25 protein-coding genes are annotated in these 25,128 nt (G+C 64.7%); 9 read left to right on the forward strand and 16 right to left on the reverse strand.

Annotated features, from left to right (window positions below; all coding sequences use genetic code 11):
* Positions 1-13: 13 nt before the first annotated feature.
* Positions 14-922, forward strand: a complete 909-nt coding sequence (locus tag ACR9ZN_RS20465; RefSeq protein ID WP_481273040.1) for a LysR family transcriptional regulator — start codon at positions 14-16, stop codon at positions 920-922.
* 109 nt (positions 923-1,031) lie between these two features.
* Positions 1,032-2,267, forward strand: a complete 1,236-nt coding sequence (locus ACR9ZN_RS20470; RefSeq protein ID WP_481273041.1) for an MFS transporter — start codon at positions 1,032-1,034, stop codon at positions 2,265-2,267.
* 9 nt (positions 2,268-2,276) lie between these two features.
* On the opposite strand, the gene ACR9ZN_RS20475 is transcribed toward ACR9ZN_RS20470, so the two are convergent.
* From ACR9ZN_RS20475 to ACR9ZN_RS20515, 9 genes are all read right to left on the reverse strand, one after another.
* Positions 2,277-3,608, reverse strand: coding sequence for a glycosyltransferase family 2 protein (locus ACR9ZN_RS20475; RefSeq protein WP_434958282.1), 1,332 nt, complete (start codon positions 3,606-3,608; stop codon positions 2,277-2,279).
* A gap of 136 nt (positions 3,609-3,744) precedes the next feature.
* Positions 3,745-4,977: a glycosyltransferase family 2 protein gene (locus tag ACR9ZN_RS20480; RefSeq protein ID WP_454816196.1), complete on the reverse strand. Its 1,233-nt coding sequence runs from the start codon at positions 4,975-4,977 to the stop codon at positions 3,745-3,747.
* Entirely contained in the window at positions 4,977-6,113 is a 1,137-nt protein-coding gene (locus ACR9ZN_RS20485; RefSeq protein ID WP_481273042.1) for a glycosyltransferase, read from the reverse strand. Before ACR9ZN_RS20485 ends, ACR9ZN_RS20480 begins: the two co-directional genes overlap by 1 nt.
* Positions 6,110-6,907: an SDR family NAD(P)-dependent oxidoreductase gene (locus ACR9ZN_RS20490; protein WP_481273043.1), complete on the reverse strand. Its 798-nt coding sequence runs from the start codon at positions 6,905-6,907 to the stop codon at positions 6,110-6,112. The genes ACR9ZN_RS20485 and ACR9ZN_RS20490 overlap by 4 nt, the downstream gene beginning before the upstream one ends.
* Positions 6,904-7,302 carry a MaoC family dehydratase gene (locus ACR9ZN_RS20495; protein WP_434958286.1) on the reverse strand — a complete coding sequence of 133 codons (399 nt, stop codon included), beginning with the start codon at positions 7,300-7,302 and terminating at the stop codon, positions 6,904-6,906. The genes ACR9ZN_RS20490 and ACR9ZN_RS20495 overlap by 4 nt, the downstream gene beginning before the upstream one ends.
* Positions 7,299-7,718, reverse strand: coding sequence for a hypothetical protein (locus ACR9ZN_RS20500; protein ID WP_454816202.1), 420 nt, complete (start codon positions 7,716-7,718; stop codon positions 7,299-7,301). Before ACR9ZN_RS20500 ends, ACR9ZN_RS20495 begins: the two co-directional genes overlap by 4 nt.
* The gene (locus ACR9ZN_RS20505; protein WP_481273044.1) at positions 7,715-8,926 is read right to left on the reverse strand and encodes a beta-ketoacyl-[acyl-carrier-protein] synthase family protein; all 1,212 of its coding nucleotides are present in this window, start codon (positions 8,924-8,926) and stop codon (positions 7,715-7,717) included. Before ACR9ZN_RS20505 ends, ACR9ZN_RS20500 begins: the two co-directional genes overlap by 4 nt.
* A 1-nt stretch (position 8,927) precedes the next feature.
* Positions 8,928-9,212, reverse strand: coding sequence for an acyl carrier protein (locus tag ACR9ZN_RS20510; protein ID WP_434958289.1), 285 nt, complete (start codon positions 9,210-9,212; stop codon positions 8,928-8,930).
* A gap of 19 nt (positions 9,213-9,231) precedes the next feature.
* Positions 9,232-10,383, reverse strand: a complete 1,152-nt coding sequence (locus tag ACR9ZN_RS20515; protein WP_481273045.1) for a hypothetical protein — start codon at positions 10,381-10,383, stop codon at positions 9,232-9,234.
* Positions 10,384-10,509: 126 nt separating this feature from the next.
* Between ACR9ZN_RS20515 and ACR9ZN_RS20520 the strand changes: the two genes are divergently transcribed.
* A complete protein-coding gene (locus ACR9ZN_RS20520) occupies positions 10,510-11,322 on the forward strand; it encodes an ABC transporter permease (protein ID WP_454816208.1) in 813 nt (270 codons plus the stop codon).
* Positions 11,306-12,112, forward strand: a complete 807-nt coding sequence (locus tag ACR9ZN_RS20525; protein WP_481273046.1) for an ABC transporter ATP-binding protein — start codon at positions 11,306-11,308, stop codon at positions 12,110-12,112. Before ACR9ZN_RS20520 ends, ACR9ZN_RS20525 begins: the two co-directional genes overlap by 17 nt.
* A gap of 11 nt (positions 12,113-12,123) precedes the next feature.
* On the opposite strand, the gene ACR9ZN_RS20530 is transcribed toward ACR9ZN_RS20525, so the two are convergent.
* Positions 12,124-12,672 carry a sterol desaturase family protein gene (locus ACR9ZN_RS20530; protein ID WP_434958293.1) on the reverse strand — a complete coding sequence of 183 codons (549 nt, stop codon included), beginning with the start codon at positions 12,670-12,672 and terminating at the stop codon, positions 12,124-12,126.
* A gap of 71 nt (positions 12,673-12,743) precedes the next feature.
* Between ACR9ZN_RS20530 and ACR9ZN_RS20535 the strand changes: the two genes are divergently transcribed.
* A complete protein-coding gene (locus ACR9ZN_RS20535) occupies positions 12,744-12,917 on the forward strand; it encodes a hypothetical protein (RefSeq protein WP_481273047.1) in 174 nt (57 codons plus the stop codon).
* Here the strand turns inward: ACR9ZN_RS20535 and ACR9ZN_RS20540 are convergent.
* Genes ACR9ZN_RS20540 through ACR9ZN_RS20550 form a run of 3 tightly spaced genes read right to left on the reverse strand, consistent with a single transcriptional unit; the run spans position 12,912 to position 17,653 of the window.
* A complete protein-coding gene (locus ACR9ZN_RS20540; RefSeq protein WP_481273048.1) occupies positions 12,912-14,606 on the reverse strand; it encodes an ABC transporter ATP-binding protein/permease in 1,695 nt (564 codons plus the stop codon). The genes ACR9ZN_RS20535 and ACR9ZN_RS20540 overlap by 6 nt on opposite strands.
* Positions 14,607-14,620: 14 nt before the next feature.
* Positions 14,621-15,352, reverse strand: a complete 732-nt coding sequence (locus ACR9ZN_RS20545) for a ChuX/HutX family heme-like substrate-binding protein (RefSeq protein WP_434958295.1) — start codon at positions 15,350-15,352, stop codon at positions 14,621-14,623.
* Positions 15,353-15,361: 9 nt separating this feature from the next.
* A complete protein-coding gene (locus ACR9ZN_RS20550; RefSeq protein ID WP_481273049.1) occupies positions 15,362-17,653 on the reverse strand; it encodes a TonB-dependent hemoglobin/transferrin/lactoferrin family receptor in 2,292 nt (763 codons plus the stop codon).
* 392 nt (positions 17,654-18,045) lie between these two features.
* On the opposite strand from ACR9ZN_RS20550, the gene ACR9ZN_RS20555 reads away from it, so the two are divergent.
* Positions 18,046-19,116 carry a DUF2218 domain-containing protein gene (locus ACR9ZN_RS20555; RefSeq protein ID WP_481273050.1) on the forward strand — a complete coding sequence of 357 codons (1,071 nt, stop codon included), beginning with the start codon at positions 18,046-18,048 and terminating at the stop codon, positions 19,114-19,116.
* Positions 19,117-19,132: 16 nt separating this feature from the next.
* Here the strand turns inward: ACR9ZN_RS20555 and ACR9ZN_RS20560 are convergent, their stop codons facing one another.
* Entirely contained in the window at positions 19,133-19,810 is a 678-nt protein-coding gene (locus tag ACR9ZN_RS20560; RefSeq protein ID WP_434958298.1) for a GntR family transcriptional regulator, read from the reverse strand.
* 122 nt (positions 19,811-19,932) lie between these two features.
* Between ACR9ZN_RS20560 and ACR9ZN_RS20565 the strand changes: the two genes are divergently transcribed.
* The 3 genes from ACR9ZN_RS20565 to ACR9ZN_RS20575 all read left to right on the forward strand — a co-directional run bounded on the left by ACR9ZN_RS20565 (position 19,933) and on the right by ACR9ZN_RS20575 (position 23,679).
* Entirely contained in the window at positions 19,933-21,297 is a 1,365-nt protein-coding gene (locus ACR9ZN_RS20565; protein ID WP_481273051.1) for a glutamine synthetase family protein, read from the forward strand.
* Positions 21,298-21,455: 158 nt separating this feature from the next.
* Positions 21,456-22,550, forward strand: a complete 1,095-nt coding sequence (locus tag ACR9ZN_RS20570) for a polyamine ABC transporter substrate-binding protein (protein ID WP_434958300.1) — start codon at positions 21,456-21,458, stop codon at positions 22,548-22,550.
* Positions 22,551-22,755: 205 nt separating this feature from the next.
* Positions 22,756-23,679, forward strand: a complete 924-nt coding sequence (locus tag ACR9ZN_RS20575; RefSeq protein ID WP_441773273.1) for an SMP-30/gluconolactonase/LRE family protein — start codon at positions 22,756-22,758, stop codon at positions 23,677-23,679.
* Positions 23,680-23,857: 178 nt separating this feature from the next.
* On the opposite strand, the gene ACR9ZN_RS20580 is transcribed toward ACR9ZN_RS20575, so the two are convergent.
* Entirely contained in the window at positions 23,858-24,505 is a 648-nt protein-coding gene (locus tag ACR9ZN_RS20580; RefSeq protein WP_454816221.1) for a M15 family metallopeptidase, read from the reverse strand.
* A gap of 95 nt (positions 24,506-24,600) precedes the next feature.
* On the reverse strand, positions 24,601-25,068 hold the full coding sequence (locus tag ACR9ZN_RS20585) for a hypothetical protein (RefSeq protein WP_481273052.1): 468 nt from the start codon (positions 25,066-25,068) through the stop codon (positions 24,601-24,603).
* Positions 25,069-25,128 lie beyond the last annotated feature (60 nt).

The raw sequence follows: 25,128 nt of genomic DNA on the forward strand, positions 1-25,128 counted from the left end.
CCAAATTGACAGGATGGTTTCGAGCGAGCGATTTCATGCCATCCGGGCCTTCCTGCAGGCGGCCGAAGCCGAAAGCTTCAGCATGGCCGCCACACAGCTCGGCCTCTCCAAATCCACGGTGGGCAAGGCCATCGCCCGGCTGGAGGAACGCCTGCAGGTGCGCCTGTTCCAGCGCACCACACGCAAATTGGCGCTCACCGATGCCGGCCGCTCCTTCCGCGACAGCTGCCAGCGCGCGCTGGACGAGCTGGCACGCGCCGAAGCAAGCCTCGCCAGCCACGCCAACGAGCCCGTCGGCAGGCTGCGGATCGCCCTCCCGGCCCTCTTCGGCCGGGACCGCGTCATGCCGATCCTGCTGGACCTCTTGCAGCGCCACGAAATGCTGGAAATCGAGGCCTTGTTCTCCAGCCGCCATGTCGACTTCATCGAGGATGGCGTCGATCTTGCCGTACGCATCGGCGAATTGCCGGATACGATCAGCCTGACCGCCCGCCGCCTGGGAACGCAGCGCGTGGTGACCTCGGCCGCCCCGTCCTATCTCGACAGGCATGGCCGCCCCGGCCATCCCGGGGACCTCACCAGCCACCAATGCATCGGCATCCTGTCCGACGACCACGTCCTGCCCTGGCGCTTCCTGGACGGAAGCAAGCGGCTGACGCTGCCGGTGCGCGGCCGGCTGCGGGTCGGACAGATGCAGGCTGCCCTCGCCGCCGCCTGCGCCGGCACTGGCCTGGCGCAGCTGCCGCATTGGCTGGCCGCCGAGGCGATCGTGGCCGGCCGGCTCGAAATCGTCCTTGCCGCCTTCGAGGCCCCCGGCCTGCCGGTGCACATCGTCTGGCCGTCCGATGCCGTGCTCTCGGCCCGCCTGCGCGTCACCATCGACGCCCTGACGGCAGGCCTCGCCGGCCCGATCTCGTCTTGAACAGGGGCCGGAACCTGAAATCCTCCGGATGCGGCCGCAGCGCCGGGCTGATATGGAAACGATGATTTCCCAATCGAATCACGCCCACCTGTAAGCCGAAAGACGCCCGATGAATCCGCACGACGGATCGACCGACCCGAATGCGCCGGCTACGCCGTCAGCGTCGAACGACCGCAAGCTCCCGGCCGGCATCTGGGCACTCGGCTTCGTCTCCATGCTGATGGATGTCTCCTCGGAGATGATCCATGCATTGTTGCCGGTCTATATGGTCGCTGTCCTCGGCACCTCCACCCTGGCCGTCGGCATCATCGAGGGCATTGCCGAGGCGACGGCCTCGATCACCAAGGTGTTTTCGGGCGCGCTCAGCGACTGGCTCGGCAAGCGCAAGCTCCTGGCTGCGATCGGCTATGGCCTCGCCGCCTGCACCAAGCCGATCTTTCCGCTCGCAACCTCGCTCGACTGGCTCATCGCGGCCCGTTTCATCGACAGGCTCGGCAAGGGCATTCGCGGGGCTCCGCGCGATGCGCTCGTCGCCGACCTCGCGCCGCCGCATCTGCGGGGCGCGGCCTTCGGACTCAGGCAATCCCTCGATACGATCGGGGCCTTCGCCGGGCCACTCATCGCCATCGGGCTGATGTGGCTGACAGCGGACCATTTCCAGGCGGTGTTCTGGGCCGCGGTGATCCCGGCCTTCGTCGCCGTCGCCCTGATCCTGGTCGTCGTCAAGGAGCCGCCACGGCCCCAAGGGCTTCGGCGCGTGCGCATGCCGCTCCACCGCGACGAGCTCGCCCGTCTGGGCACGGCCTATTGGTGGGTGGTGGCAGTCGCGACGATCTTTACCCTGGCGCGCTTCTCCGAAGCCTTCCTGATCCTGAAGGCCCAGTCGATCGGCCTGCCCCTGGCCCTGGTGCCCATCGTGCTGGTGATCATGAGTCTGGCCTATTCGCTCTCGGCCTATCCCGTCGGCATCCTGGCCGATCGCATGGACCGCATCACCCTGCTGGTCCTCGGCCTCATCCTGCTCATCGCCGCCGATCTCGTGCTCGCCATCGCCCCTGGAATTACCGGTGTCGGCATCGGCGTGACGCTGTGGGGGCTGCATATGGGCTTCACGCAGGGGCTGCTCGCCGCCCTGATTGCCGCGGTGGCCCCCGCCGAACTGCGCGGCACCGCCTTCGGCGTCTACAACCTCGTCACCGGCCTCGCCCTGCTGGTGGCCAGCGTGATAGCCGGCCTGATCTGGGAGATGGTGGGCCCCGGCGGCACCTTCCTCGCCGGCGCCGGCTTCGCGACGCTCGCCATGGTCGGCCTGCTCCTGGTCCGGAGCCGGCTCAAAGTACCCTGAGGCACGCCATCAAACGACCTTCGGCGCCGCGGTGGATTTCGGCGTGCGCACGAACTCGCTGCGTTTCCTGAAGATCACCTCGCGCTGGGCCGGGCCGATGACGGCGCCGATGCGGAAGAGGTCGCGGGAAACCTGGGCAAATTCGCGCAGGAAGTCGAAAAGGCTGGTCTGTCCCGGACGCAGCGACAGGTTGCCGGCTCGCAGGAACACGAAGAGGGCGGCATAGCCGATCAGGAGCTGGCTGATCAGGAGGCCAGCCAATTCCCAGCGCAGCGGCACTCCGAGCACGATCGCGGCGATGCCGGCCGGCAAGGCCACGGCCCAGGCGAGGCCCGACCACCAAACCCCCAGATGCATCGCCGCCTTCAGACGATCGCCCAACGATAGCGAGCCGTCGCCGAGGATCGGGCAGAGCAGGCGCAGCATCACTTCGCCGAAGCCCTTGGTCCAGCGCTGCTGCTGGCTCATCCAGGCCTTCATCGTCTCGGGAAGCTCGCCGGGCACCGGTACGCTCATCAGGAAGGAACCGCGCCGGCCGATGCGCCAGGCCCGGTAGGACAAATCGAGATCCTCTGCCAGCGTGCCGCCGCGCCAGCCGCCGGCCGCCTCGATGGCCTCGCGGCGCCAGACGCCGCAGGTACCGTTGAACGGCAGGGGATGGCCGGCCCAGCAGCGCGTACCCTGCTCGACGGCGAGATGCGCGTCCAGCAGCACTGCCTGGGTGCGGGTCAGCGGGTTGGCGTCCCGGTTCATATAGTCGAAGCGGGCCTGGATGAAGGCAAGCTTTGGATCCGCCAACAGGCAGGTCATGGTCTTGCGCAGGAAATCGGGATCAGGCACGTAATCGACGTCGAGAATGGCGAAAAAGCCATGCGGCGTCAGCGTCATGGCATTGGCGAGCGCGCCGGCCTTGTATTCGGTGCGGTCCTTGCGATGAACAAGCACCACGTCGAACCCCAGTGCCCGGCGCCTCGCCACCTCTTCATTGGCGAAGACGGTGGAGCCATCGGTGGAATCGTCGAGGATCTGGATATGCAGGCGCTCGCGCGGCCAGTCGAGCGCGATGGCGGCGTCGAGCGCCCGGGCGACCATGGCGCCTTCATTGTAAGTGGGGATCTGCACCACCACATCCGGCAGGTCGGCGTCGGCGGGCAGTCCATGCGCTAGCAGTCGGCGTTCAGCCTCGATGCCGGTCCGGCGCAGGCGCCAATGCTTGAAGACGAGATAGAAGGTCGCCAGGGTCGAGCCGAAGGTGACCGCCCAGCCGAGCAACGATATCACGGCCAAGATCACCGCCAGCCAGCCGGCGATCGCCCAGAAACTCTCCCACAAACCCGTCAAACTCCGTCTCTCGTCATTGCTCGCCTCCAAACCGTGGAGGGTGATTTGGGGGCTGGTCTTCAGACCCGCCTGGAAACGCCTCGCTTGCCGGCAGGCAAGGCGGGTCCGAAGACCCGCCGCCCGTCCCTGTCGCCTGTCACCGGTCACCGCGCTTGGGCGTGCGCACGAAATCATGCCGCCTCGCGAAGGGAGCGGCGACCACGCTTGCCGAATTGGCCATCGCCAGAAAGACGAGCAGGACCGGAATTGCGATCAGGGTTGCCCCGTAGCGGATGATACCACCTCGGCGCAAGCGTAGAAATGGCGGCAAGGTAATGAGAACAGCGCTGGTCACGGCATAAATCGCGACCGCCATCGCCAGAAGGGCATGTCCGCCGCCAAAACCGCGCAGCAGGCCGTCAAGCACAAAGGCGGCCGCCGCCAGCACGAAACAGGGCAGGCCAAGCTGCAGGCCGAGCAGCAGGCTGGTGCCAAGCTTGGCGGCAAGGTTCCAGTCCGAGCGCCAGACCAGCGGCAGTCCCTTGCGCGCGACCTGGATGAAGCCACTCGACCAACGCTCCTGCTGCACGCGCCAGCTGGCGAGGTCGGCAGGCGCCTCGCAGGTCAGCGGAGCCTCCAACATGAGCTGGCCGTGCCAGCCGGCGACATAGGTCCGCAAGGTCAGGTCCAGGTCCTCGGCGAGCGTGTCGGCGGACCAGCCGCCGGCCGCATCGATGGCGACGCGGCGCCAGATCGCGCCGGTGCCGTTGAACTGGAACATGTCGCCGCCTGCCTGCCGTCCCGCCTGCTCGGCAAGGAAATGCGCATCGACTGAAAATTGCTGACCCGAGGTCATCCAGTTCTGGTCGCGATTGCCAAATTCGAAGCGGAACTGCACGAAGGCGGCACGCTCATCGGCCGCCAGCACCGCTGCCGCCTGCCGCAGCCATTGGCGCGGCGCCCTGAAATCGGCATCGAGGATGGCAATCAAGGGTGCATCGCAGCGCCGCATGCCTTCGGCGAGAGCGCCGGCCTTGAAGCCGTCCCGGCTCACCCGCCTGACCTGCTGCACCACCGGGCCTCCCGGCGGCAGGCTGGCAATGGCGGCGGCGGCAAGGGCCGCCGTCTCGTCGGTGGAATCATCGAGGAGCTGGATGGTCAGCCGGTCGGCCGGCCAGTCCAGCGCCAGGGCCGAGGCCAAGGCTCCCTCGACGGAGCCGGCCTCGTTGTAGAGCGGGATCTGCAGGAGGATATGCGGAGGCTCGCCGTCCGATCGCATCGGGGGCGGCCGGTAGCGGCGCGCGCGCCCGGCAAGGCGCAGATGCTGGCCGAGCAGGACGACAAGGAAAAGGCCGGCGGCCAGGCCGATGGCATCGATCACCAGGAGCATCAGCGCCGCCCCGCCAGCGCGATCGTGGCCGAGCCCCAGGCGAGGCGGCGTGCCAGCAGCGCGTTCAGCCAGAGCGCCGGCATGATCGCCTCCCTGAGGAGCACGGCGAACGGCATGGCCGGGGAGAGCGGCCAGCCCTTGCGCCAGGCGAGCGCACATTCGGCTGTGGGCCAGAGGAAGATAGACAGCACCAGCAAGGGTATGGCGGGCAGGCCGAGGAAAGCGGCGACGGCGAGCGCCGCGAGGCAGGCGGCAGGCAGGCCTGTCAAGGGCTCGGCTGCGAAGGCCAAGGGTTCTTCCAAGCGCCGGCAGATCGCCCAACGCAGATGCCTCTGCCAGATCTCGCCAGGCTGACGAGCGCCGAGGTCCTGATCGACAGTGGCGCTGGCGAAGACCGGACGCAGGCCCCGGCCCTTCAGAAGCTTTGCCAGAGCATGGTCGTCGGCCACCGCGTCGAGGATCGCCGAGAGGCCGCCGGCGGCCTGAAGATCGCCGCGCCGCAGCAGCATGGCCGCGCCGATGCCGGCCCCGCCCCCGAGCGCAGAGAGCGCCAGCAGGAGCCTCCCGCCATAGGTATTGACGAGGCTGGCCTCCAGCAGGGCCGCGAAATTGGCGGGCCTTCGCGCCACCGGCACGGCGCAGACCAGCCCGACGCCCGAAGCCAGACTCGCCGTCATCGCGGCAAGAGCGCCCGGCGGCAGAATGGTGGCGGCGTCCTTGATCAACAGGAGATCATGAACAGCCGCTTCGACCGATTCGACGAGATTGGCGATCTTCGGATTGGCATCGGGGATGGGCGTGGTGAAGAGGAGCGAGGCGCGTGCTCGTTTCATACCCTCCCCCTCCATGGGAGGGTGGGACGCGGCAACTTCTGCCTGCCTGCAGCTCACCGAGAACAGGACTTCGAGGCCGGGGTAATCCAGGTCGAGAAGCTTGCGGTTCGCCTCGCTCCTCGTTTCCTCGATGCGCCGGAGAGGCACCAGCACGGAGATGGGGCCGCGTTCGCCGGCAACGGCCCGGCGTGCCGCGAGTGCCGGCTGGAGCAAGGCGAGCAGTGTAGAGCCGAGCAGCAGGGAGACGAGGGCGGTCCACCACAGGCCGGCCAGGGAGCCGACCAAGCCAGCAAGCACCGTCATGATCCCGCGCGCTCCCGCTCCCGCGTCAACGGCACATCGACGCCGGGGCGATCGAGCAACCAGTCGCCGAAACGGGCGGGCAACAAAGTGAGCAGACGCAATCCCGCATAGAGGATGAAGGGGAAAGCGATCACCGGCTTGCGGCGATCGAGGCCGCTGCGGATGATCCGGGCTGCCCGCGCGGCGGTGACCTTGAGCGGCTGCGGCGCGACCAGCTCGGCGTTGAGCGGCGTGGTGACGAAGCCCGGCGCGATCAGGCTGACCGCGATGCCTTCCCGTCGAAGTGCCGGCCGGATGCCCTCGGCATAGGCATGAACCGCGGCCTTGGCCATGGAATAGGCCGGCGAGGAGGGAAAGCCGCGCAGCCCGGCAAGCGAGCCGACCAAAGCGACATGGCCGCGGCGACGGCGGCGCATGGCCTCAAGGGCCGGCTCGATGGTGTTGACCGCCCCCATCAGATCGACGGCGAGCACGGCCCGCATCGCCTCGCCCGGGTCGAGCGGCCTTTGCGCGCTGGTGCCCGAGACGATGCCGGCGCAGGCGATGGCGAGATCGATCGGCGTTTCACCATCCCGGGTCGTGATCCAGGCCGCGAGTGCCTCGCGGTCGCGGACGTCGAGGCTGATGGCGACGACCGTGGCCCCGCGCGTCCGGCAGAGTTCAGTGATATCAGCCAGCCTCGCCTCGTCGCGGCCGACGAGAAGAAGGCAGCGATCAGGTGCGGCATATTCAAGTGCCAGAGCCCTGCCGATACCGCTGCTGGCGCCGGTGATCAGCACGGTCTGGCGGTTCATGGCCGACCCTCCATCGCGCACGACAGAGTCGCTTCCGCTAGGCAGGCGACCACGCCATCGCCTGTCTTGACGAAGAGACGCAGCACAGCCGGCTCTCCGTCTTCGCGACGCTTGACCGTCCGCCCGGAAATCTCGACTTCAGCACCGACCGGCACAGGTGCCATGAAGCGGGTCGACAGGCCGGTGATAACGGCCTCAGGCAGGAAACGCCGCACCGCTTCGTGCAGATAGGCGACCAGCAGCATGCCATGCACGGGTGCGGCCTCAAGCCCGATGGTGCGGGCGATGGCCGCGCTGACATGCAGGGGATTGGTGTCGCCTGAGGCACGGGCGAACGCCTCGACCTCGCTTGGGCCGATCGGGCCTATGACGATAGGCGGGATCGAATTGCTCATTGCGCCTGCTCAGGTTGGAACAACCGATAGGTCGCGGCAAAATCGGCAATGACCTCGCCATCCGCTCCTTCGATATGCGCTTCGATCTGCACATCATCGGGCGCGGAGGCATCCGCCCGCCGCGTAATCACGAAACGGATCTCCTGGCCGATCCGCAAGGCGCGATAATAGCTGAAGCGCTGGGCTATCAGCACGGGAATGAGATGCTCTTCGCCGGCAAGATCATCAAAGGCGGCCTTGGCGGCCGGATGCCACAGCCAGATCGCCGGGAAGGTCGCGGGAACCTCGTCGCCGTCGCCCGCCAATCCTTGGCTCATCATGCCATCGATGGCGGTCGCCTTGCGGTAGCACCGCACGGCCTCCGCCTCGACCCGGGCCGCAATGGGGCCGATGCGTAGAGGCGGCAGCGCGCTCATGCCTGCCCGACGATCAGCGCCGCATTGATGCCGCCGAATGCGAAGGAATTCGTCATGGCATGGCGCATCGTCACCGCCCTCTTCTGACCCGGCACACAATCAAGATCGCATCGGGGATCGGGCGTTGTCCAGTTGAGGGTCGGCGGCGCCACGCCTTCGCGCAGGGCCATCACTGTAATGGCGAGCTCGATGGCGCCGGCCGCACCGAGGGCGTGGCCATGCACCGGCTTGGTGGAGGAGACGGGCAGGTGGGGTAGTCTTTCGCCGAAGATCGCAGCGAGCGCAGCCGCCTCGGTGGCGTCATTGGCGAGCGTGCCGGTGCCGTGAGCGTTGACATAGTCGATCGCCTCCGGTTCCAGCCCGGCATCCTGCAGGGCCTGGCGCATGGCGGAAGCCGCGCCGCTGGCGTCCGGGCGCACGATGTCGCCGGCATCGCTGGAGGTGCCATAGCCGCAGAGCTCGGCCAGCGGTGCCGCACCCCTGGCCCGGGCACTCTCCTCGCTCTCCAGCACGAAGATGGCGGCGCCCTCCCCGAGCACCATGCCGTTGCGGTCCTTGGAGAAGGGACGGCAGGCATTGGGCGAGAGCACGCGCAGGGCTTCCCAGCCCTTCATGCCAGAGGCGGTGATGCAGGCCTCGGCACCGCCGACAATGGCGCGGTCGACGATGCCGGCCCGGATGAAATGGGCGCCGAGGCCGATGGCCTGCGTACCGGAGGCGCAAGCGCTGGCGACGGCAAAGGATGGGCCGCGCGCGCCATGGCGCGCGCTCAATTGCGAAGCGGCGCCATTGGGCATCAGGCGCGGCACGCTCCAGGGATCGAGGCGCTGGCCAGTGACATAGGCGTTGTGAATGCCGATCTCGATGGTTTCCCCGCCGCCAACGCCGGTGCCGACGATGGTGGCGGTGCGCTCGCCCTGCCGGTCGGCGCGGGCAAAGCCGGCCTGCACCAAGGCTTCGTCACCGGCGACGATGGCGAGCTGGGTGAAGCGGTCGCAAAAGGCCAGCACGTCGGGCTCGATATGGGCAGCCGGGTCGAAACCGCGCAACTGGCCGGCGATGCGGATATTGTGGCGCAGCTCCCGCGCCACTTCGAGCGGCCCGATGGCACTCTGTCCCTCGCGCGCGGCCTGCCACAGCGCCGGAACCCCGAGTCCCGCCGCCGTCGCTGCTCCCATGCCGGTGATGTAGACGCGCTTTCTGCTCAAATCAGGACTTTTCACTGGCGATACGGGCCAGCACGCCGTCAATGAAGGATTTGAGATCCTTGGCTTCGGCGATCGAGCCATCCATCGGAATATAGACGTCGAATTTTTCTTCCACCGCCGTGAGGATCATCACGATATCGATGGATTTGAGGCCGAGCGTCTCGAAGGTTGCGTCGGGCGTGACCTTCTCGCGATCGACCATGCCCTCGGATATGATCAGGTTGACGACCTCGTCATAGACACGCTGCGGATTGGACAGGATGTTATCTTGGGTATCGGTCGACATCTTCTTCCTGGACACGTCCTTAGGCGTAATGGGACTGAATCGATGTCTCAAATACACCGAAACGGCGTGTTGACCGAGCCCCGAGCCATTCAACTACGCTCGTCATGGCATAGTTGTCGTCAAGAATCCAACCGCATTCCAAATCTTGCACACCGGTGATGGCAGCACGGCGCATCAATTCATCCACCAGGATCAGCGCGACGCTGGCACCGGAGACCGACCCGACCAACCGCGGCGCCACGCCGAACAGCACGGCGCGGCCGCCGGTGAAGCGCCGGGTCAGACCGCGCCAGGCCAGTTTCAGCCAGCCGGCGGGGGACGGCGAGCCCCCGAGATCGCCCGCGATCTCGAAGACATTGGGCAGGAACAGGGCAAAGCCCAACAATTCCCCTTTCCGTTCGACGAAGACGCCATAATCGGCCTTCAGAAGGGGTTTGAAGGCCTTGATCATCGCCGTCATCTCCGCTTCGGAAACCGGCACGAAGCCCCAATTGGCAGCCCAGGAACCGTTGAACAGGCAGCGGCCGAGCTCGGCATCCTCGGCCAGCCTGTTCATGCGCATGGCGCGGATATCGAAACCCTTGCGGCGGCGCTCCATGCCGAGCTTTTCGAGCCTGTCGGGAAGATCGCTGCGGCGGCGGTCGAAGGCGTAGGAATGCAGTGTCTTCACCAGCGTGAGGCCGGCCGCCTCCAGATGGGCGCGCAGATAGGGCGGATGCCAGGGCATCAGCACCATGGCCGGCGCGGTGAAGCCATCGATCAGCAGGCCGGACTCGGCGTTGATCGACAGCGTGAAGGGGCCGCGCATCACCTTTCTGCCCTTGCCGGCGAGATGGGCAGCTGCAGTCCGGACCAGTTCGACCACCACCTTTTCGTCGTCCACTGCGTCGAGGCAGCCGAAGAAGCCAATGCCCTCATGCTGCGGGCCTGTGGCGAGATGATCGATCTGGGCGGAGATGCGGCCGACGGCCCTGCCCTCCCCATCATAAGCAAGCCAATAGGCCGCCTCCCCATGGGTCCAGAAGGCGCTCTTGCCGGGATCCAGCAACTGGGCGCGGTCGTGGTCGAGCGGCGCGACATAGTCGCTGTAACAGGCATAGATCCGCCGCGGCAGAGCAAGGAACTGCCTGAGCTCGCGCTTGGAGGAGACGGGACGGACGGTGACCGGCATGCCGTCCTTCTGTCAAGTTCGAGCGGGAAAGGCAACGGGCGTGAGAAGAACACGCCAGCCTCAGCCACTGGCATCCGTCGGGCTGCCCCCTTGTTCCACCTCTGTGCTTTGGTTATGGCTCCAATCATGGAGACCCAGCCCTTGCTGCAGCCCTTTGCCGATATCTGGCGCCAGCGCGAACTCTTTCGCGCCATCCTGACCCGCGAATTGCAGGTGCGTTTTCGCGGCTCGGTGTTCGGCTGGGCCTGGGCCGTGCTGGCGCCGCTGGTGATGCTGTCGATCTACACGCTGGTCTTCTCCGGCGCGCTCAAGGTCGGCGCCGCCCAGGAAGGCAGCGGGCGCTTCAGCTATGCCTTCTCGATCTTCGTCGGCCTGGTGGTGTTCAATTTCTTCGCCGAGATCGCCTATCGCGCCCCTCTCTTGCTGGCCGAGCACAAGCACATCATCCGCCGCTCGATCTTCCCGCCCCAGATCCTGGCCTGGATCGCGGTGGCGCGCGGAGGCGTCTATATGCTGATCGCCCTCGGCGTGCTGCTGATCGGGCAGATCCTGATCAACCAGTCGATCCACTGGTCATGGCTGGCACTGCCGTTCATCCTGATGCCTCTCTGCCTCTGCCTGCTCGGCATCGTCTGGATCCTCTCCACCATCGGCGCCCTGACCAGCGACCTCAACCATTTGATCATCTCGATCATTCCGGTCGCGATGTTCGCGACCCCGGTGTTCTATGAAGTCTCGAATGTGCCGGAGGGCTGGCGCTGGCTGCTCTATCTCAATCCCCTGACCGGTATCATCGAGATGATGCGCGCCGCCATCCTGCGAGGCACCTGGCCTGATGGCCTGCTCTATCTCGTCTGCCTCGCCGCCTCGTTCGCGGTGTTCTATGCCGGCCGGACCCTGTTCATGCGAAAGAAGACGATCCTTGTCGACATCATCTGAACAGAGGGCCAGCCAAGATCTCGCGCAAGAACTCGCGATCGAATGCCGCGACCTCGGCAAGGCCTACCAATTCTATCGCCATCCGATCGACCAGGTGAAGCAGGTGCTTCTCGGCGGCAAGAAGCGCTATTACGACGAGTATTGGGCACTAAAGGAGATCGGCTTCACCATTCCCAAGGGCGCAGCGGTCGGCATCGTCGGTCGCAACGGCTCGGGCAAGTCGACCTTGCTTCAGATCCTCTGTGGCATCACCGCCCCCACAGTCGGCTCGCTCACCGTCAAGGGGCGCATCGCGCCTGTGCTCGCCCTCGGCGCCGCCTTCGACTACGAACTCACAGGCCGCGAAAACTGCTATTTGTCCGGCGCCATTCTCGGCCTCAAGCGGGCTGAGGTCACCGCGAGGCTTGCCGCCATTCAGGAGCTCTGCGGCCTCGGCGATTTCTTCGAACAGCCCGTGAAGCTCTATTCCAGCGGCATGGGCGCGCGCCTCGCCTTCGCCATCTGCGCCCATGCCGATGGGGACGTGCTGATCGTCGACGAAGCCCTCGCCGTGGGGGACGATGCCTTCCGCGAACGCTGCCGGACCTTGATCCGCGCCTTCCGCCAGCGCGGCACCATCCTGTTCGTCTCCCACGACCTCGACCAGGTGATGGATCTATGCGAGCGCACGATCTGGATCGATCGCGGGCGCCTCAGGGCGGATGGCGATACGCCTGGGGTGATCACCGACTATTGCAAGGCGCTGGCCGAAGAGCCCGACGATCCCAACCGCTTCGCCTTCATGACGTGAAGGCCCCCGAATCAGGCCCGTCGCCGCTGTGGTTCGACATAGGTGGAGAAGATGTGGTCCCAGAACGAGGTGACCACGCCGTAATTGCCTTCCTCGCCGCGATAATGATGCACCATGTGCTGCAGGCGCAGGCGATAGAGCAGGCTGCCCGGCTTCGACGACCAGTGATGCGATGCATGATGCACCAGCATATAGGCGACGTAGCCGAGCAGGATGCCGCTGGTAAAGCCGCCAGCAAAGGCATGGTTGGCGAAATAGAGCGGCAAATAGAACACCAGGAAGATCACGCCGACACTCAGGAAAGACGGCGCGCCGATCATGCCCTTGGGCTCCTGATGATGGGCATCGTGCATCCGGTCGAAGAACGGCACCGCATGATAGATCCAGCGGTGCACGGCATATTCGACGAAAGTCCAGCCGATGCAGCCCAGCACGAAAGCCATCGCCCAGATGCCCACGGCGGTGGCGTCATGCTGCAGAAGAGTCAAGAGAAGCAGGCCGAGGGCCGCAGCAGGACAGAGTACAAAATCGCCAAAATAGAGAATTTTGTTCAAACGCATGCGCTTCACCGTTCGATGCACTTTGGAAGCTGGAGCATATTTCTCCGCGATTGCGACAGTTTGAGGACAAAATGCTGCGTCCTAGCAGCGCGCTTCGCCCTCTCTCATCGCCGATCGCCAAGAGCAAAGCGCGTTTATGGCTGAACGATTTTTTGCTCCAACCTTCAGTTTCGACGCGTTTTGCAATTCTTGCCAATACCAGCAAATCGCAAAACGCTTTAAGCAAAAATCATGCCTATCTATGATACGACCTCCAATGTGTATGGCTCAAGCTCGATCCGCCGCAGTGGCCCCAGGCCAGCCGGCTCGCGATGCGCCACCACGACGAAGCTCGTATGCGGCAGGGCCGCCCGCAGCGCCGCGAACAATTGCGCCTCTGCGGCGCTGTCGAGGGCGCTGGTCGGCTCGTCCAGCACGGCCCAGTCCGGCCGCGCCAGGATCAGCCGTGCCAGAGCCAGGCGCTGCTGTTCACCGCCGGAAAGGCCGAGGGGCGGCTCGCCATCATCGAGACCCGGCAGTCGATGCTCGAGGCCGACCAGTTGGAGGGCCCCGGCATAGGCTTGCCGAGGCAGCATCCCGGGATCCTGCGGATAGGCCAGGACGGTCCGCAGATCCGCTAGAGGCAGATAGACCGCCTGCGGCAGGAAGGCGATCCTCCGTTCGGCCGGCAGGGTCACCCTTCCCTCGCCATGCGGCCACAGGCCGGCCATCGCCTTGATCAGGGTGCTCTTGCCGATGCCCGACGCCCCGGCCAGCCAGGCATTCTCGCCCCTCTCCAATCTCATATCCGCCAGGACGTTGAGGGCGCGCCCCTCGGGCGTGGACAAGGCGAGGCCCTGGATGGACAGGTGATCGAGCCCGCTCGTCCTGGTCCGGACGCCTTCGCCGTCCGTGACCCGTCCCAAGGCATCGAGAAAGCCGTCGAGACGGCGGATGGCTGCCGCGAGTTCGGCCAGATTGCGATAGGAGAAGATGAACCAGGACAGGGTGGTGACCACGTTCTGGAAGGCGGAAGCCAGCTTCATCAGCCCGCCCAGCGCGACCTGCCCGGCAAGATAGGCGGGCAAGGCCAGGAAGATCGGGATGCGCAGCACCGTGCTGTGATAGGGCCTGGTGAAGCAGCCCAGGATGAGGTCGCGGTTCATCAGCGCCCGCCAATTGCGCATGATGGCGCCGAAGCGGGCGTCCAGCACGCGCCTTTCGGCGGCCTCGCCCGCCATCAGCGCCACGGCGTCGGAGGATTCGCGCAGGCGTGCGAGCGCGAAGCGGAAATCGGCCTCACGGCTCTGCTGTTGCGCATTGAGCGCCAGCAGAGGACGACCGAGCCAATGGGTGAGCCCGCTGGAGATCAGCACATAGACCGGAGCGGCCCACACCATGTAGCGCGGGATCTCCACCGCCACGCCGAACAGGGTGAAGGCGAGCGGAAAGGAGGACAGCGACCACAGCAGGGCCACATAGGACACCAGCCCCACGATGCTGGTGACGACCTCCAAGCCCTCCTCGGTGAACTTGTCGACGAAGAGGCGGCAATCCTCGGCGATGCGCTGATCCGGATTGTCGGGGGTGGCACCGGCCTGGCGCAGCCTTGCATGGGTCCTGCCGCCAAGCCAGCGGTCGAGCGCGGCCGCGGTCAGCGCGTGGCGCCAGCGGATCTGCACGCTCTTGCGCAGATAGACCGCCGCCAGATACATCGCCGCATTGACGGCGATCAGCAGGCCGAATACGCCGATCTGGTTGACGGCCGCGGCCGCGTCCCGCTTTTCGAGGGCGCCGTAGAACTGGGCATTCCAATCGATCAGCAGCAGGCTGACATAGACGCTGCCCAGATTGAGGCCGAGAACCACCGTCAGCAAAGCAAGGCCCGTGCGCCCACCCGGGCCGGCGACGCACAAGCGCAGCAGCCGCCAGATCTGGCTGAAAATCCGAGGCATGATCCGCCTTTCGCTCAATCGCGACGTGCAAGGACAGCGGCCGGACCGCGCACCGCCAGCCCAATCAATTCGCCTCGCACATTCTCGGCCAGGAGCTCTACTCCATCCGGCCCGGCCCTATCGGCCCGCATTCGCCAACGCCCGACCGCGCCGGCACGCAGATGCAGGTGGAAATCGGGCTGCATGACATTGATGAAGCCCATGGCCGGCTTGACCGCCTCGATATTGCCGGACCAGGCCTGCCTGAGGCCGTCACGGCGCAGTTCGATGGTCACGGGCACGCCGGCACAGCGAGCCACCTCGAAGGGAAGCGAGCCTGGATCGTCCTCGGCCAAATCAGCCCGCTCCATCGCTTCGACGGGCTCTGCCGCCTCCGTTGCCATGCCGCGCAGTTCGGCGACGCCGGCGTCGAAAGGCTCCAGACCGTCGAGGCCGACCAGGCTGAACAGCACGGCCCCATCCTTGCCTTGAAAGTCGAGGCGCGGCAGCACCTTGTCCTTCATGCGGCCGGAGCGGTCGAGTATGACGGCGCCGAGCGCCGCCGTATCGATATCGGCATCGTGGGCCGCTCCCGCCAGGCGCACGGCGAAACCGGAGCGTTCGACCCTGTCGACAGGACCGATGCGTTCATGGGTGGCCCCACCCTGGCTGGTGGTGAGCATCACCCGGCCGAGGCGTCCTGCAGCCTCCAGCACATCGGCGGCATGGTGCAGCAGGCGTTCGCGCTGCAATCGTTGCTGGCTCATGACGGATCCTTAAAAGGTGATGTTGGCGCCGAGCCTGAAGGTGCGGCCGGCGGCTGTCTGCAATTCGAGCGGATTGGAGAAGGCGACGTTCGAACTCGCCGTCCGGCTGTAGGTGGTCGGCATCGGCCAGCGGAAATAGCGCGTATCGGCGATGTTGAGGATGCCGGCCCGCAGCGTGATGTTCTCGGTCGGCTTCCAGCTTCCGAGGAGATCGAACACGGCATAGCCGCCGGGCTTGAAGATGTCAGGGGTGCTGGCACGGCTAACCTTGGAAGCGAAGGTGCCGATCATCTCGACTTCCAGCCCCTGTTCCGGCTTGGTCCAGCGCAGGCTGGCGACGGCCGTGAGGGGGCTAGCGCCGTTGAACGGGGTCCAAGGCGCATCGCGCGTCGTCTTCTGGTTGCCGTGCTGATAGGTGAGGCTGAGGCTCGAACTCCAGTTTTCGGCCCATTGCACCTCGGCGGAGCCTTCGATGCCGGTCAGCCGGACTTTGGCGCGATTGGCCCAGGTATAGTCGACCCCCTCGCCTGAACTGGCCGGGATCTCCACGAAATTCTGGATGAAGTTGGTGTAGTCGGCATGGAAGGCCGACAGGGAGAAATAACCCCAGCCATAGCGCCCGCGCAGCCCCGCCTCGAAGGAGCGCACCCGCTCCGGCTTCAGGTTCGGCGCCGGCACGAGATTGCCGTCCGGCTGTCCTGACGAGGAACCTGTATAGAGCTGCTCGGCATTGGGCATGCGGAAGCCCTCGGCATAGAGGCCGAATACCGAATAGGTCTCGTTGAGCTTGTAGATGATGCCGAGCTTCTTGGTCAGCGCCGATTCCTCGCGCTGCCTGAGCACATAGCCGGCTACCGGCTGATAGTCCGATTTGGGCTTGGGCGTGATCTGGTTCCAGGAATAGCGCAGCGCCGGCGTCACCGTGAGCTTGCCGTCGAACAGGCTGATCTCATCCTGCACGAAGGCATCGAGCCGCTTGGTGTTGGAATCGGCGAAGTTCCAGGTGTAGGGCACGACAGTGGAGTTGGAGACCGGCACGCCGCCGGGGGTCAACACGCGCGTGGTACGATTGCGGACATAGTCGGTATAGCCATATTCGCCGTCGAAGCCCCAGACCAGCTTGTGGTCGCTGCGCCCGAGCTTGAAGGACGAATCGATCTGCAGGCCGGCCTGCAGGAAGCGCTGCCCGAACTCGGTGACATTGTCCTGATATTGCTGATTGCCATTGGCGAGGGTGCGGTGTTCGCGGCTGGTGACCTCGCGGCGCTGCGGCGACCAGGTGATGTTCCAGCGTATCTGGTCGGCGAAGGCGTATTCAGGCTTCCACAGACCGTCCAGCGCGATGCGGTAGCGGGTGAGTTCCTGGCTCCCTGTCCAGGAATGGATGAAGGGCAGTTGCGGCGGATTGGGATTGGCGGGCGTGCGCACCGTGGTCGGCCCGCGATTATAGAGGGAGTCGACATCCCTGTTGCGATCGAAGATCTCGCCGGTGAGCTTCAGTTCCAATGATTCGGTGGGCCGCCAGACGATCTTGGCGAGGAAGTTCTGCCCGAGTTCGTCCAGCGGGTTGAAACTGCCGCAATCGATGGCACCATATTCGACCCAGCGCGGGCAGCCATAGCGCCCGCCATCGGCCCGGGCGCGCGAGAGCTTGGCCTCGCTCGCTTTCTTGACCGAATAGCCCAGCAGGATCTCGAGATTGGGGGAGACGCGCCAAGCGCCGAGGGCGGTGTTCACCAGAGCCTTGTTGTAGCTGTCGAAATTGGTGCTCGCCTCAAATCCCCAATTGCGTCCTTCCTTGATGATGTCGGCTGGGTCTTTGGTGGTGAAGGCGACCAGGCCACCAACCGCATCGGTACCGTAGAGCGCCGAGGCCGGGCCGCGAATGATCTCGACCGACTTGATGAAGGGCAGATCGACAAAGTCGCGCGTGCCGTCGGTGTTGCCGTCGAGGATGCGCGAGCCGTCGACGCGCATCTGGATGCGGTTGCCGCCGACGCCGCGAATGGTGAAGCCGCCATTGCCGCCGAAGGGATCCGTGCTCGAACTGTTGCGGCTCACGGTGATGCCCGGCTCGTAGCGCGTGAGGTCGTCGATGTCGCGCACCATATGCGACTTCAACTCCTTGTCCGAAATCACCGTCACCGAGGCCGGCACGTCGAGAAGCTGGCGCTTGGCGCGCTCAGCCACGACGGTAACCGGCTCCAGCATCACAGGCTCGTCATTGCCGGCCTGCTCCGATGTCACCGGCCCGGCCGGTTGGCCTGGCAGCGGCTTGCTCTCTTGTGCATGCGCGGCCATTGCGCAGCCTCCCAGAATGAGGCCCGCAGCCATAATGATCCTCGTCTCCATCTTACCCCCCAAAGTAAACTCCGGAGGCGGATAAACACTATACATCCAACATGAATCAACACAAAATAATAATTTGTTTGATGATTATATAAATTCTAACATACGTATACAAAAATGGCTCTCGACAACGCATAGTTTAACGAGAGGAACTAAAAACTGCGCAATCTGGTGAACTGACGAACTCTCACACATCCTGTGGGAGAAATTGGCATCCCGCCTCTCTCGCAAACCATTTTTGCGCAGGTTTGAATTCGTCTAAAATATTGATATTGAATCATTTTATGGAGTCAGATAGAGAGTTGGCGTTTTGCAGAACGCTTTCCTTCCCGAGATCACCAGCCATGAGCACGCTAAATTCCGAGCTTCGCATCGACACGAGTTTTGGAAATGAATACTTGAATTCAATTTGCAATGACTTTGAAACAGACGAATTTCCAACCCGGCGCACCGGCGAGACCGCCCAAATCGAACTACCGCGCGGGCGAGGAATCGCCTATCTTGCCGCGCGTCCCAGCGAATTGACGATCAAGGCCGAGGCCGACACGGAGCAGGGCTTGTCGGCTCTGAAATTCATACTCAGCCTGCGCCTCGAAAAGGCGGCACAGGCCGAAAAGCCAGAATTGGTGTGGACCGGAGACGGGTGCGATATTACCGTGCTTCCTGGTCTTCGCGAGATGCGGGTCAGGCAGGTCACCCAGGTCACGCCGCTGATCCGGCGCATCACCCTTGCGGGTGAGGATCTCCAGCGCTTCACGCGAGACGGCATCCATATCCGCCTGCTCATCCCGCCGGCGGGGCTCGACAAACCGGAATGGCCCCGCCCGGCCAGGAATGGACGCCGCATCTGGCCGCCGGAGGAACGCCGGCCGACACAGCGCCTCTATACGATTCGACGCATCGACGCGGCAGCGGGCGAGGTCGATGTCGATTTCGTGCTGCATGGTGATGCCGGTATCGCCTCGGGCTGGGCGGCCCGGGCAAAACCCGGCGACATCGTGGGCATGCTCGGGCCGGGCGGCGGCGAGATCGATGAGGCGGACTGGTACCTGATCGCCGGAGACGAGACGGCCATCCCCGCCATTGCCCGCATCTTCGAGGCCATGCCGGCCGAGGCACGCGGCATCGCCCTGATCGAGGTGGCGGATGCCGACGAGATCCAGGCCCTCGTCCCGCCTGCTGGCGTCGAACTCAAATGGCTCCTGCGCGACGGCTGCCCGGCCGGCGAAAGTGGCCTCCTGGCCGAGGCCGTCATCGCGGTCCCGCTTCCCTCCGAGGGCCGTTTCCAGTGCTGGCTCGGCGCCGAAGCGGAGACGGCGCGGCGGCTGCGCCATCATTGGCGCGAGGTCCTGCAGCTTCCCAAACATGCCGTCAGCGCCGTTGCCTATTGGCATCGCGGCGAGCCTGGCCACTGAAGCGGGCGGGGCAGCCTCAGCCCAGCGCCATCTTGCCGATGATGCGCATGCCGTCGCCGATATCGGCCTCGATGGCATCGCGCAGCCCCTTGGCGTCGCCCCGCTCGATCGCGGTGATGGCGCGATGATGCTGGTCAACAAGGCCGCTCATGTCGAGATCCTCGTATACAAGCCGCATGAACGGGCCGAATTGCAGCCAGAGCGTCTCGATCAGGGGCAGAAGCACCGAAGAGGGCACTGCGGTATAGATGGCGAAATGGAAGGCGTGATTGGCCCGCATATAGCCTTCGGCATCGTCTTCGGCGAGGCAGCGCTCGACCTCGTCGTCATGCGTCCTGATGGCGGCGAGGCGTTCGGCATCGATGGCGGGCAGCGCCCTTTCGGCCGCCTCCCCCTCCAGCAGCATGCGCACGCGCACCAATTCCTCGAAGCGAGCGGGGGTCATCACGGGAACGCTGACCCGGCGCGTCGCGGTCAAGGTCAAGGCGCCCTCGGTGACCAATCGCGTCACTGCGGCCCGGACGGGCATCGGACTGACGCCGAGCATCTCGGCCAGACCGCGCAGGGTCACGGCTCGGCCAGGGACGAATTGGCCGCCAACCAGCCCGCTGCGGATCGCCGCATAGACCTTGTCATGCACCGGCGCCAACTTGCTGGCGGGCTCGCTGCTGCTCGACTTAGGCGAACTCGGCATGGGCGAAACGGACTCCATTTGACACGGCCAAGATTTGTGATCACAATTAGCGCAGATGAAGGATGCGTCAAGACGCAACGCATTCACAACCCCGGTGTACCATGGGATTTCAAACGCACGGCGTGAACAAACTCGCCGGCGATGCTGCAGATTTGCCTTCGGCTTCGAATAATTTGCCCTCCGCCCCGCAAGTCGACGTCATCGAGGTGCTGCTTCCCGACACCAACGGTATTCTCCGCGGCAAATGGCTGCCCGGCTCGGCAATCGACAAGGTCCTCAAGGACGGGGTTGCCATGCCGCAATCGATGTTCGGCCTCGACGTCTGGGGGCGCGAGGTCGAAGAAACCGGCATTCATATCGAGACCGGCGACAAGGATGGCCTGTGCCGCCCCGTCCCCGGCACGCTCAAGCCGGTGCCCTGGTCTTCCCAGCCCGCCATGCAGGCGCTGATCTCGATGTATCTGCCGGATGGCCGGCCCTGGATGCTCGATCCGCGCCATATCCTCAAGGCCCAGCTCGACAAGTTCACGGCCCTCGGCCTCAAGCCTGTGGTTGCCTTCGAGCTCGAGTTCTACCTGCTGCAGGGCGGCGGCGAACCGGGCGAGACGCCTAAGACCGTGTTCCACCGCGACACCGGGCCCGCCCGCCAGAACATGTATTCGATCTCCGATCTCGACACCTTCGCGCCGGTGATCCAAGAGATGCGCGAGGCCGCCAAGATCCAGGGGTTGCCGGCGGATTCGGTGATTTCCGAGGCCGCACCCGGCCAGTTCGAGATCAATCTCTACCATCGCGACGATGCCATGGCGGCGGCTGACGACGCCGTGCTGCTGCGCCGGATGATCCAGGGCGTGGCCCGCAAGCACGGCCTGCGCGCCAGCTTCATGCCCAAGCCCTATCTCGACACCGCCGGTTCGGGCATGCACATCCATGCCAGCCTCCTCGATGCAGAAGGCGCCAATGTCTTTGCCAAGCCGGACACGGGCGCGGAGACCCTGCGCCATGCCGTCGGCGGCATGCTGACCCATATGCCAGAGACGGCCCTGCTGTTCGTGTCGAGCTATAATGGCTTCCGCCGCCTGATGCCGGGCTCTTATGCGCCGGTCTCCCTGACCTGGGGCTATGACAACCGCTCGGTGGCGGTGCGCATTCCCAATGGCAGCCCGGCGGCCACCCGCATCGAGCATCGCATCGCCGGCGCCGACGCCAATCCCTATCTCGTGCTCGCGGCCATCCTGGCCGCGATGCATGAAGGCATGGAGAACAAGATGCCGGCGCCCGAGCCGATCATCGGCAATGCCTATGATCTCGGCGCTCCCAGGCTGTCGGGCTCGATGCAGGAAGCCGTGGCCCTGTTCCGGGGCTCGGACTTCGCCCGCCGGCATTTCGGCGAGCATTTCGCCGAAGTCTATGCGGTGATGAAGGAACTCGAATGCGCCGAGTTCGAGCGCCGGATCTCCAGCCTGGAATATGAGACCTATCTGTAGTCTCGCAACATCCGCTCCTGCCCGGTAACGGACTTGCTACATAAAACATCACGAAAAGCCCTTCGGAAGGCTTGAGCAGGTTCAGCAGGAGTTCTAGCTTCCAGAGAACAGCGTCGCGTCCGGGAATGCGCGTCGCTCACCCAGAGGAGGTGTTCCCGATGTCAGCCTTCAAGAAACTGGCTCTCGCCGCCACGGCCGTGGCCTTGCTCGCGGGCCAGGCCATGGCCGAGGACAAGGTCGTCAACGTCTATAACTGGTCGGATTACATTGGCCCGACCGTACTGGAAGATTTCACCAAGGAAACCGGAATCAAGGTGGTCTACGACACCATGGATTCCAACGAGGTGCTGGAAACCAAATTGTTCGCGGGCAATTCCGGCTATGACGTCGTCTTCCCCTCTGCGACCTTTGCTTCACGCCAAATCAAGGCGGGCGTGTTTCAGAAAATAGACAAGTCCAAATTGTCCAACTACAAGGAATTGTGGCCCAAGATCATGGAGAATCTTGCGGTTTACGATCCTGGCAATGAGTACCTTGTCGACTACACCTGGTTCACCACCGGCATCTCTTATAATGTCGACAAGGCCAAGGCCGTCTATGGCGACCAGCCCATGAACAGCTGGGACGTGGTGTTCAAGCCTGAGAATCTCGCCAAGTTCAAGGATTGCGGCGTCTATTTCCTCGACAGCCCCGAGGATGTCCTGACGGCCGCCCTGAAATATCTCGGCAAGGAACCGGGCTCGACCGACAAGAAGGACATCGACGCCGCTGGCAAGCTGCTCGAGGCTGTCCGGCCTTATGTGAAGAAGTACCACTCTTCCGAATATATCAACGCGCTCGCCAATGGCGACATCTGCCTGGCCATCGGCTGGGCCGGCGACACCTATCAGGCCAAGGCGCGTGCCGAGGAAGCCAAGAACGGCGTGAAGGTCGACTATGTCGTGCCCAAGGAAGGCACGCTGATGTCGATGGACACCATGGCCATTCCCAAGGACGCCAAGCATGTCGACGCGGCTCATGCCTTCATCAACTACATGATCCGTCCTGACGTCGCGGCCAAGAATGCCGACGCCACCAAGTTCGCCTCGGGCGTGCTGGCGGCCAAGCCGCTGGTCGACAAGGCGATCACCGACAATCCGCAGATCTATCTCAGCGACGACATGCTGGCCAAGACCTACACCGTGCAGCCCTATCAGGCCAAGGTGCAGACGCTGGTTACCCGCACCTGGACGCGGGTCAAGACGGGCCAGTGAACTGGATCTAGGAGCGCGGACTTCCAGTCCGCCTCTTGCCTCACCGTCAAGCGCGGCGATTCCAAGAGCGGACAAGATGTCCGCGTTCCGAAAAATGCCCTCACTCCACGGCGCGGTTTCCGCGCCGTTTTCTTTTGTCCGATGAATTGATTTTGCCGGGCAATTGTCGTTCCATGCGACCAACCAAAACCAACGAGGAACCGATATGCTCCCCAAGGAATTCGTGGTCGCCGACCCGCGCTTCAAGGCGCTCATCTTCGGCAATTCCCAGCTCGACAAGCTCTATACGGGCACGCGCTGGGCGGAGGGGCCGGCCTATTTCCCGGCGGGCAAATATCTGATCTGGTCCGACATCCCCAACAACCGGCTGATGCGCTATGACGAGACCGACGGTTCGGTTTCGGTGTACGACCACGACAGCCGCAACCAGAACGGCCACACCGTCGACCGCGAGGGCCGGCTGATCGCCTGCGAGCATCGCGGGCGCTGCGTCAGCCGCATCGAGCATGACGGCAGCCGCACCATCCTGGCCGACAAATACGAGGGCAAGCGCCTGAACTCGCCCAATGACGCGGTGGTGAAGTCGGACGGCTCGATCTGGTTCACCGACCCGACCTACGGCATCGATTCCGAATATGAAGGTGATGCAGCGCCCTCCGAGATCGGCGCTTCCTATGTCTATCGCCTGCCCGCGCGCGGCGGAAAGCTGCAGGCGGTGGCCACCGATTTCGTCAAGCCGAACGGCCTTGCCTTCTCGCCCGACGAATCCAGGCTCTACATCGTCGACACTGGCGCCACCCATGTCGAAAACGGCCCGCGCCACATTCGCGTCTTCGACGTAAGCGAGGACGGCATCACGCTCTCGGGCGGCAAGGTCTTCGCCACCTCACCAGCCGGCCTGTTCGACGGCCTGCGTGTCGACATCCACGGCAATGTCTGGACATCTTCCGGCGAAGGCGTGATCTGCTATGCCCCCGACGGCACGCTGATCGGCAAGGTACTCATCCCCGAAGTCGTCGCCAATGTCGAATTCGGCGGCCCCAAGCGCAACCGCCTCTATATCTGCGGCACCACCTCGCTCTATGCGGTGTTCCTGAACACCCAGGGGGCCAAGCGGCCGAAGAAATAGCGCGTTCTGGCCTAATGTGGTTCGCCGGGGAGGAAAACACTCCGATTTGTCGTAGCCGGGCTTGACCCGGCTATCCAGAAGCCACAGGCGCAAATCCGGCTCGGGGCTGGATGCCGGGCCTTTACAGCAAGCCCGGCAATGACAACGCCTGCGCTCGCTTGCGTGAATCGCATTGTCCTCAAGGCTCCCTGATCACGACATCGAAGGCCGGCGCCCTCGCGGCGCCGGGCAGGCTGAAATGCCACCATTCCCGCGCATAATTGGCCAGGCCATGCTCGGCGAAGGCGGCGACGAGGGCCTTGCGATTGGCGGCGGCCTGCGCCGGCACAGCCTTGCTCGCGGTCCAGGACATCTCGTCGAACAGGTCGAAGCCGCCGCCGAAATCGAGCGGCAGAACCTGCCCGGCGGCATCGACTTGCTCCGCCCCGATGTCGACGGCGATGCCCTTCGAATGGGACGAGGCGCGTGCGACATAGCCGAGCGCGAACAGTCTCGACTTGGGCGTACGGGGATAGAATTCGGCCTTGGTATGCTGGTCCGCGGCATCGCCGGCCCAGGTCAGAAAATCGGCGACGGCTCGCTTGGGCCGGTAGCAATCATAGACGACGAGCCGCCAATGGCGCTTTTCGAGGTCACGGGCCGTCGCGGCCAGCGCCTGCGCGACCTCTCGGTGCAGCCAGCAGACGGGGCTCTCATAGCCCGCCACCGGCCGGCCGACGAAATTATGGGAGCCGGCATAGCGCATGTCCTGGCGGATGCCGGGCGCGATGTCGGCCAGGCGCACGAAGCCGGGCGGCAGGTCGACGGCGAGGGCAGAAGTGGGCATGTTTGCGATGATGGCCACGCCAGCAAGAAGTAAGCCAAGCGTTGCTCCCCTCGGATCCCGGCAGGGAGAGCAGGGGTGGTGACGACCGCTCCTCCTCAATTCTGCGGTTCGCATGCGGCCTCCGGGGCGGACCAGAGCAGGAAGACCCGGTGTTCCGGGCCATCGACGGCCTGGAAGCTGGCATTGCCCTGTGCATCGGGATGCTCCACCTGAATGCCCGCGGCAGGAACGTCGAGGCGGATGCCCTTGGTATTTTGCGTCGCCGTGAGTGTGCCGCCATCGCCGTCAAGGGTGCACGCGAAGACGGTTCCCTGCTGGCGGCAGCCGCCGCCGGCCCACCATTGACGCTTGTCGCCCCGAAACCACAGGCCGACACCGATGCCCGAGCCGTTGTCGGCGAGAAGACGCACGGTGATGCGGGTCACGCGCTGGTCGACATGCTTGACGAGATGGGCGGTGTCATAGTCGCGGGCATAGCACAGCGCCGCCCTTGCCGGCCCCGCCATCGCCACCAGCCCAGCTATCACGGCGAACACGCCGACGAACCGCCCTTTCGGGAACATTCCTTCACCCCTCCTGCGCTTTGTCCTGATTTCACTGGCATTGTGTGCCGGATGCAACTA

Source organism: Labrys sp. HAY1-8F (assembly GCF_056754975.1).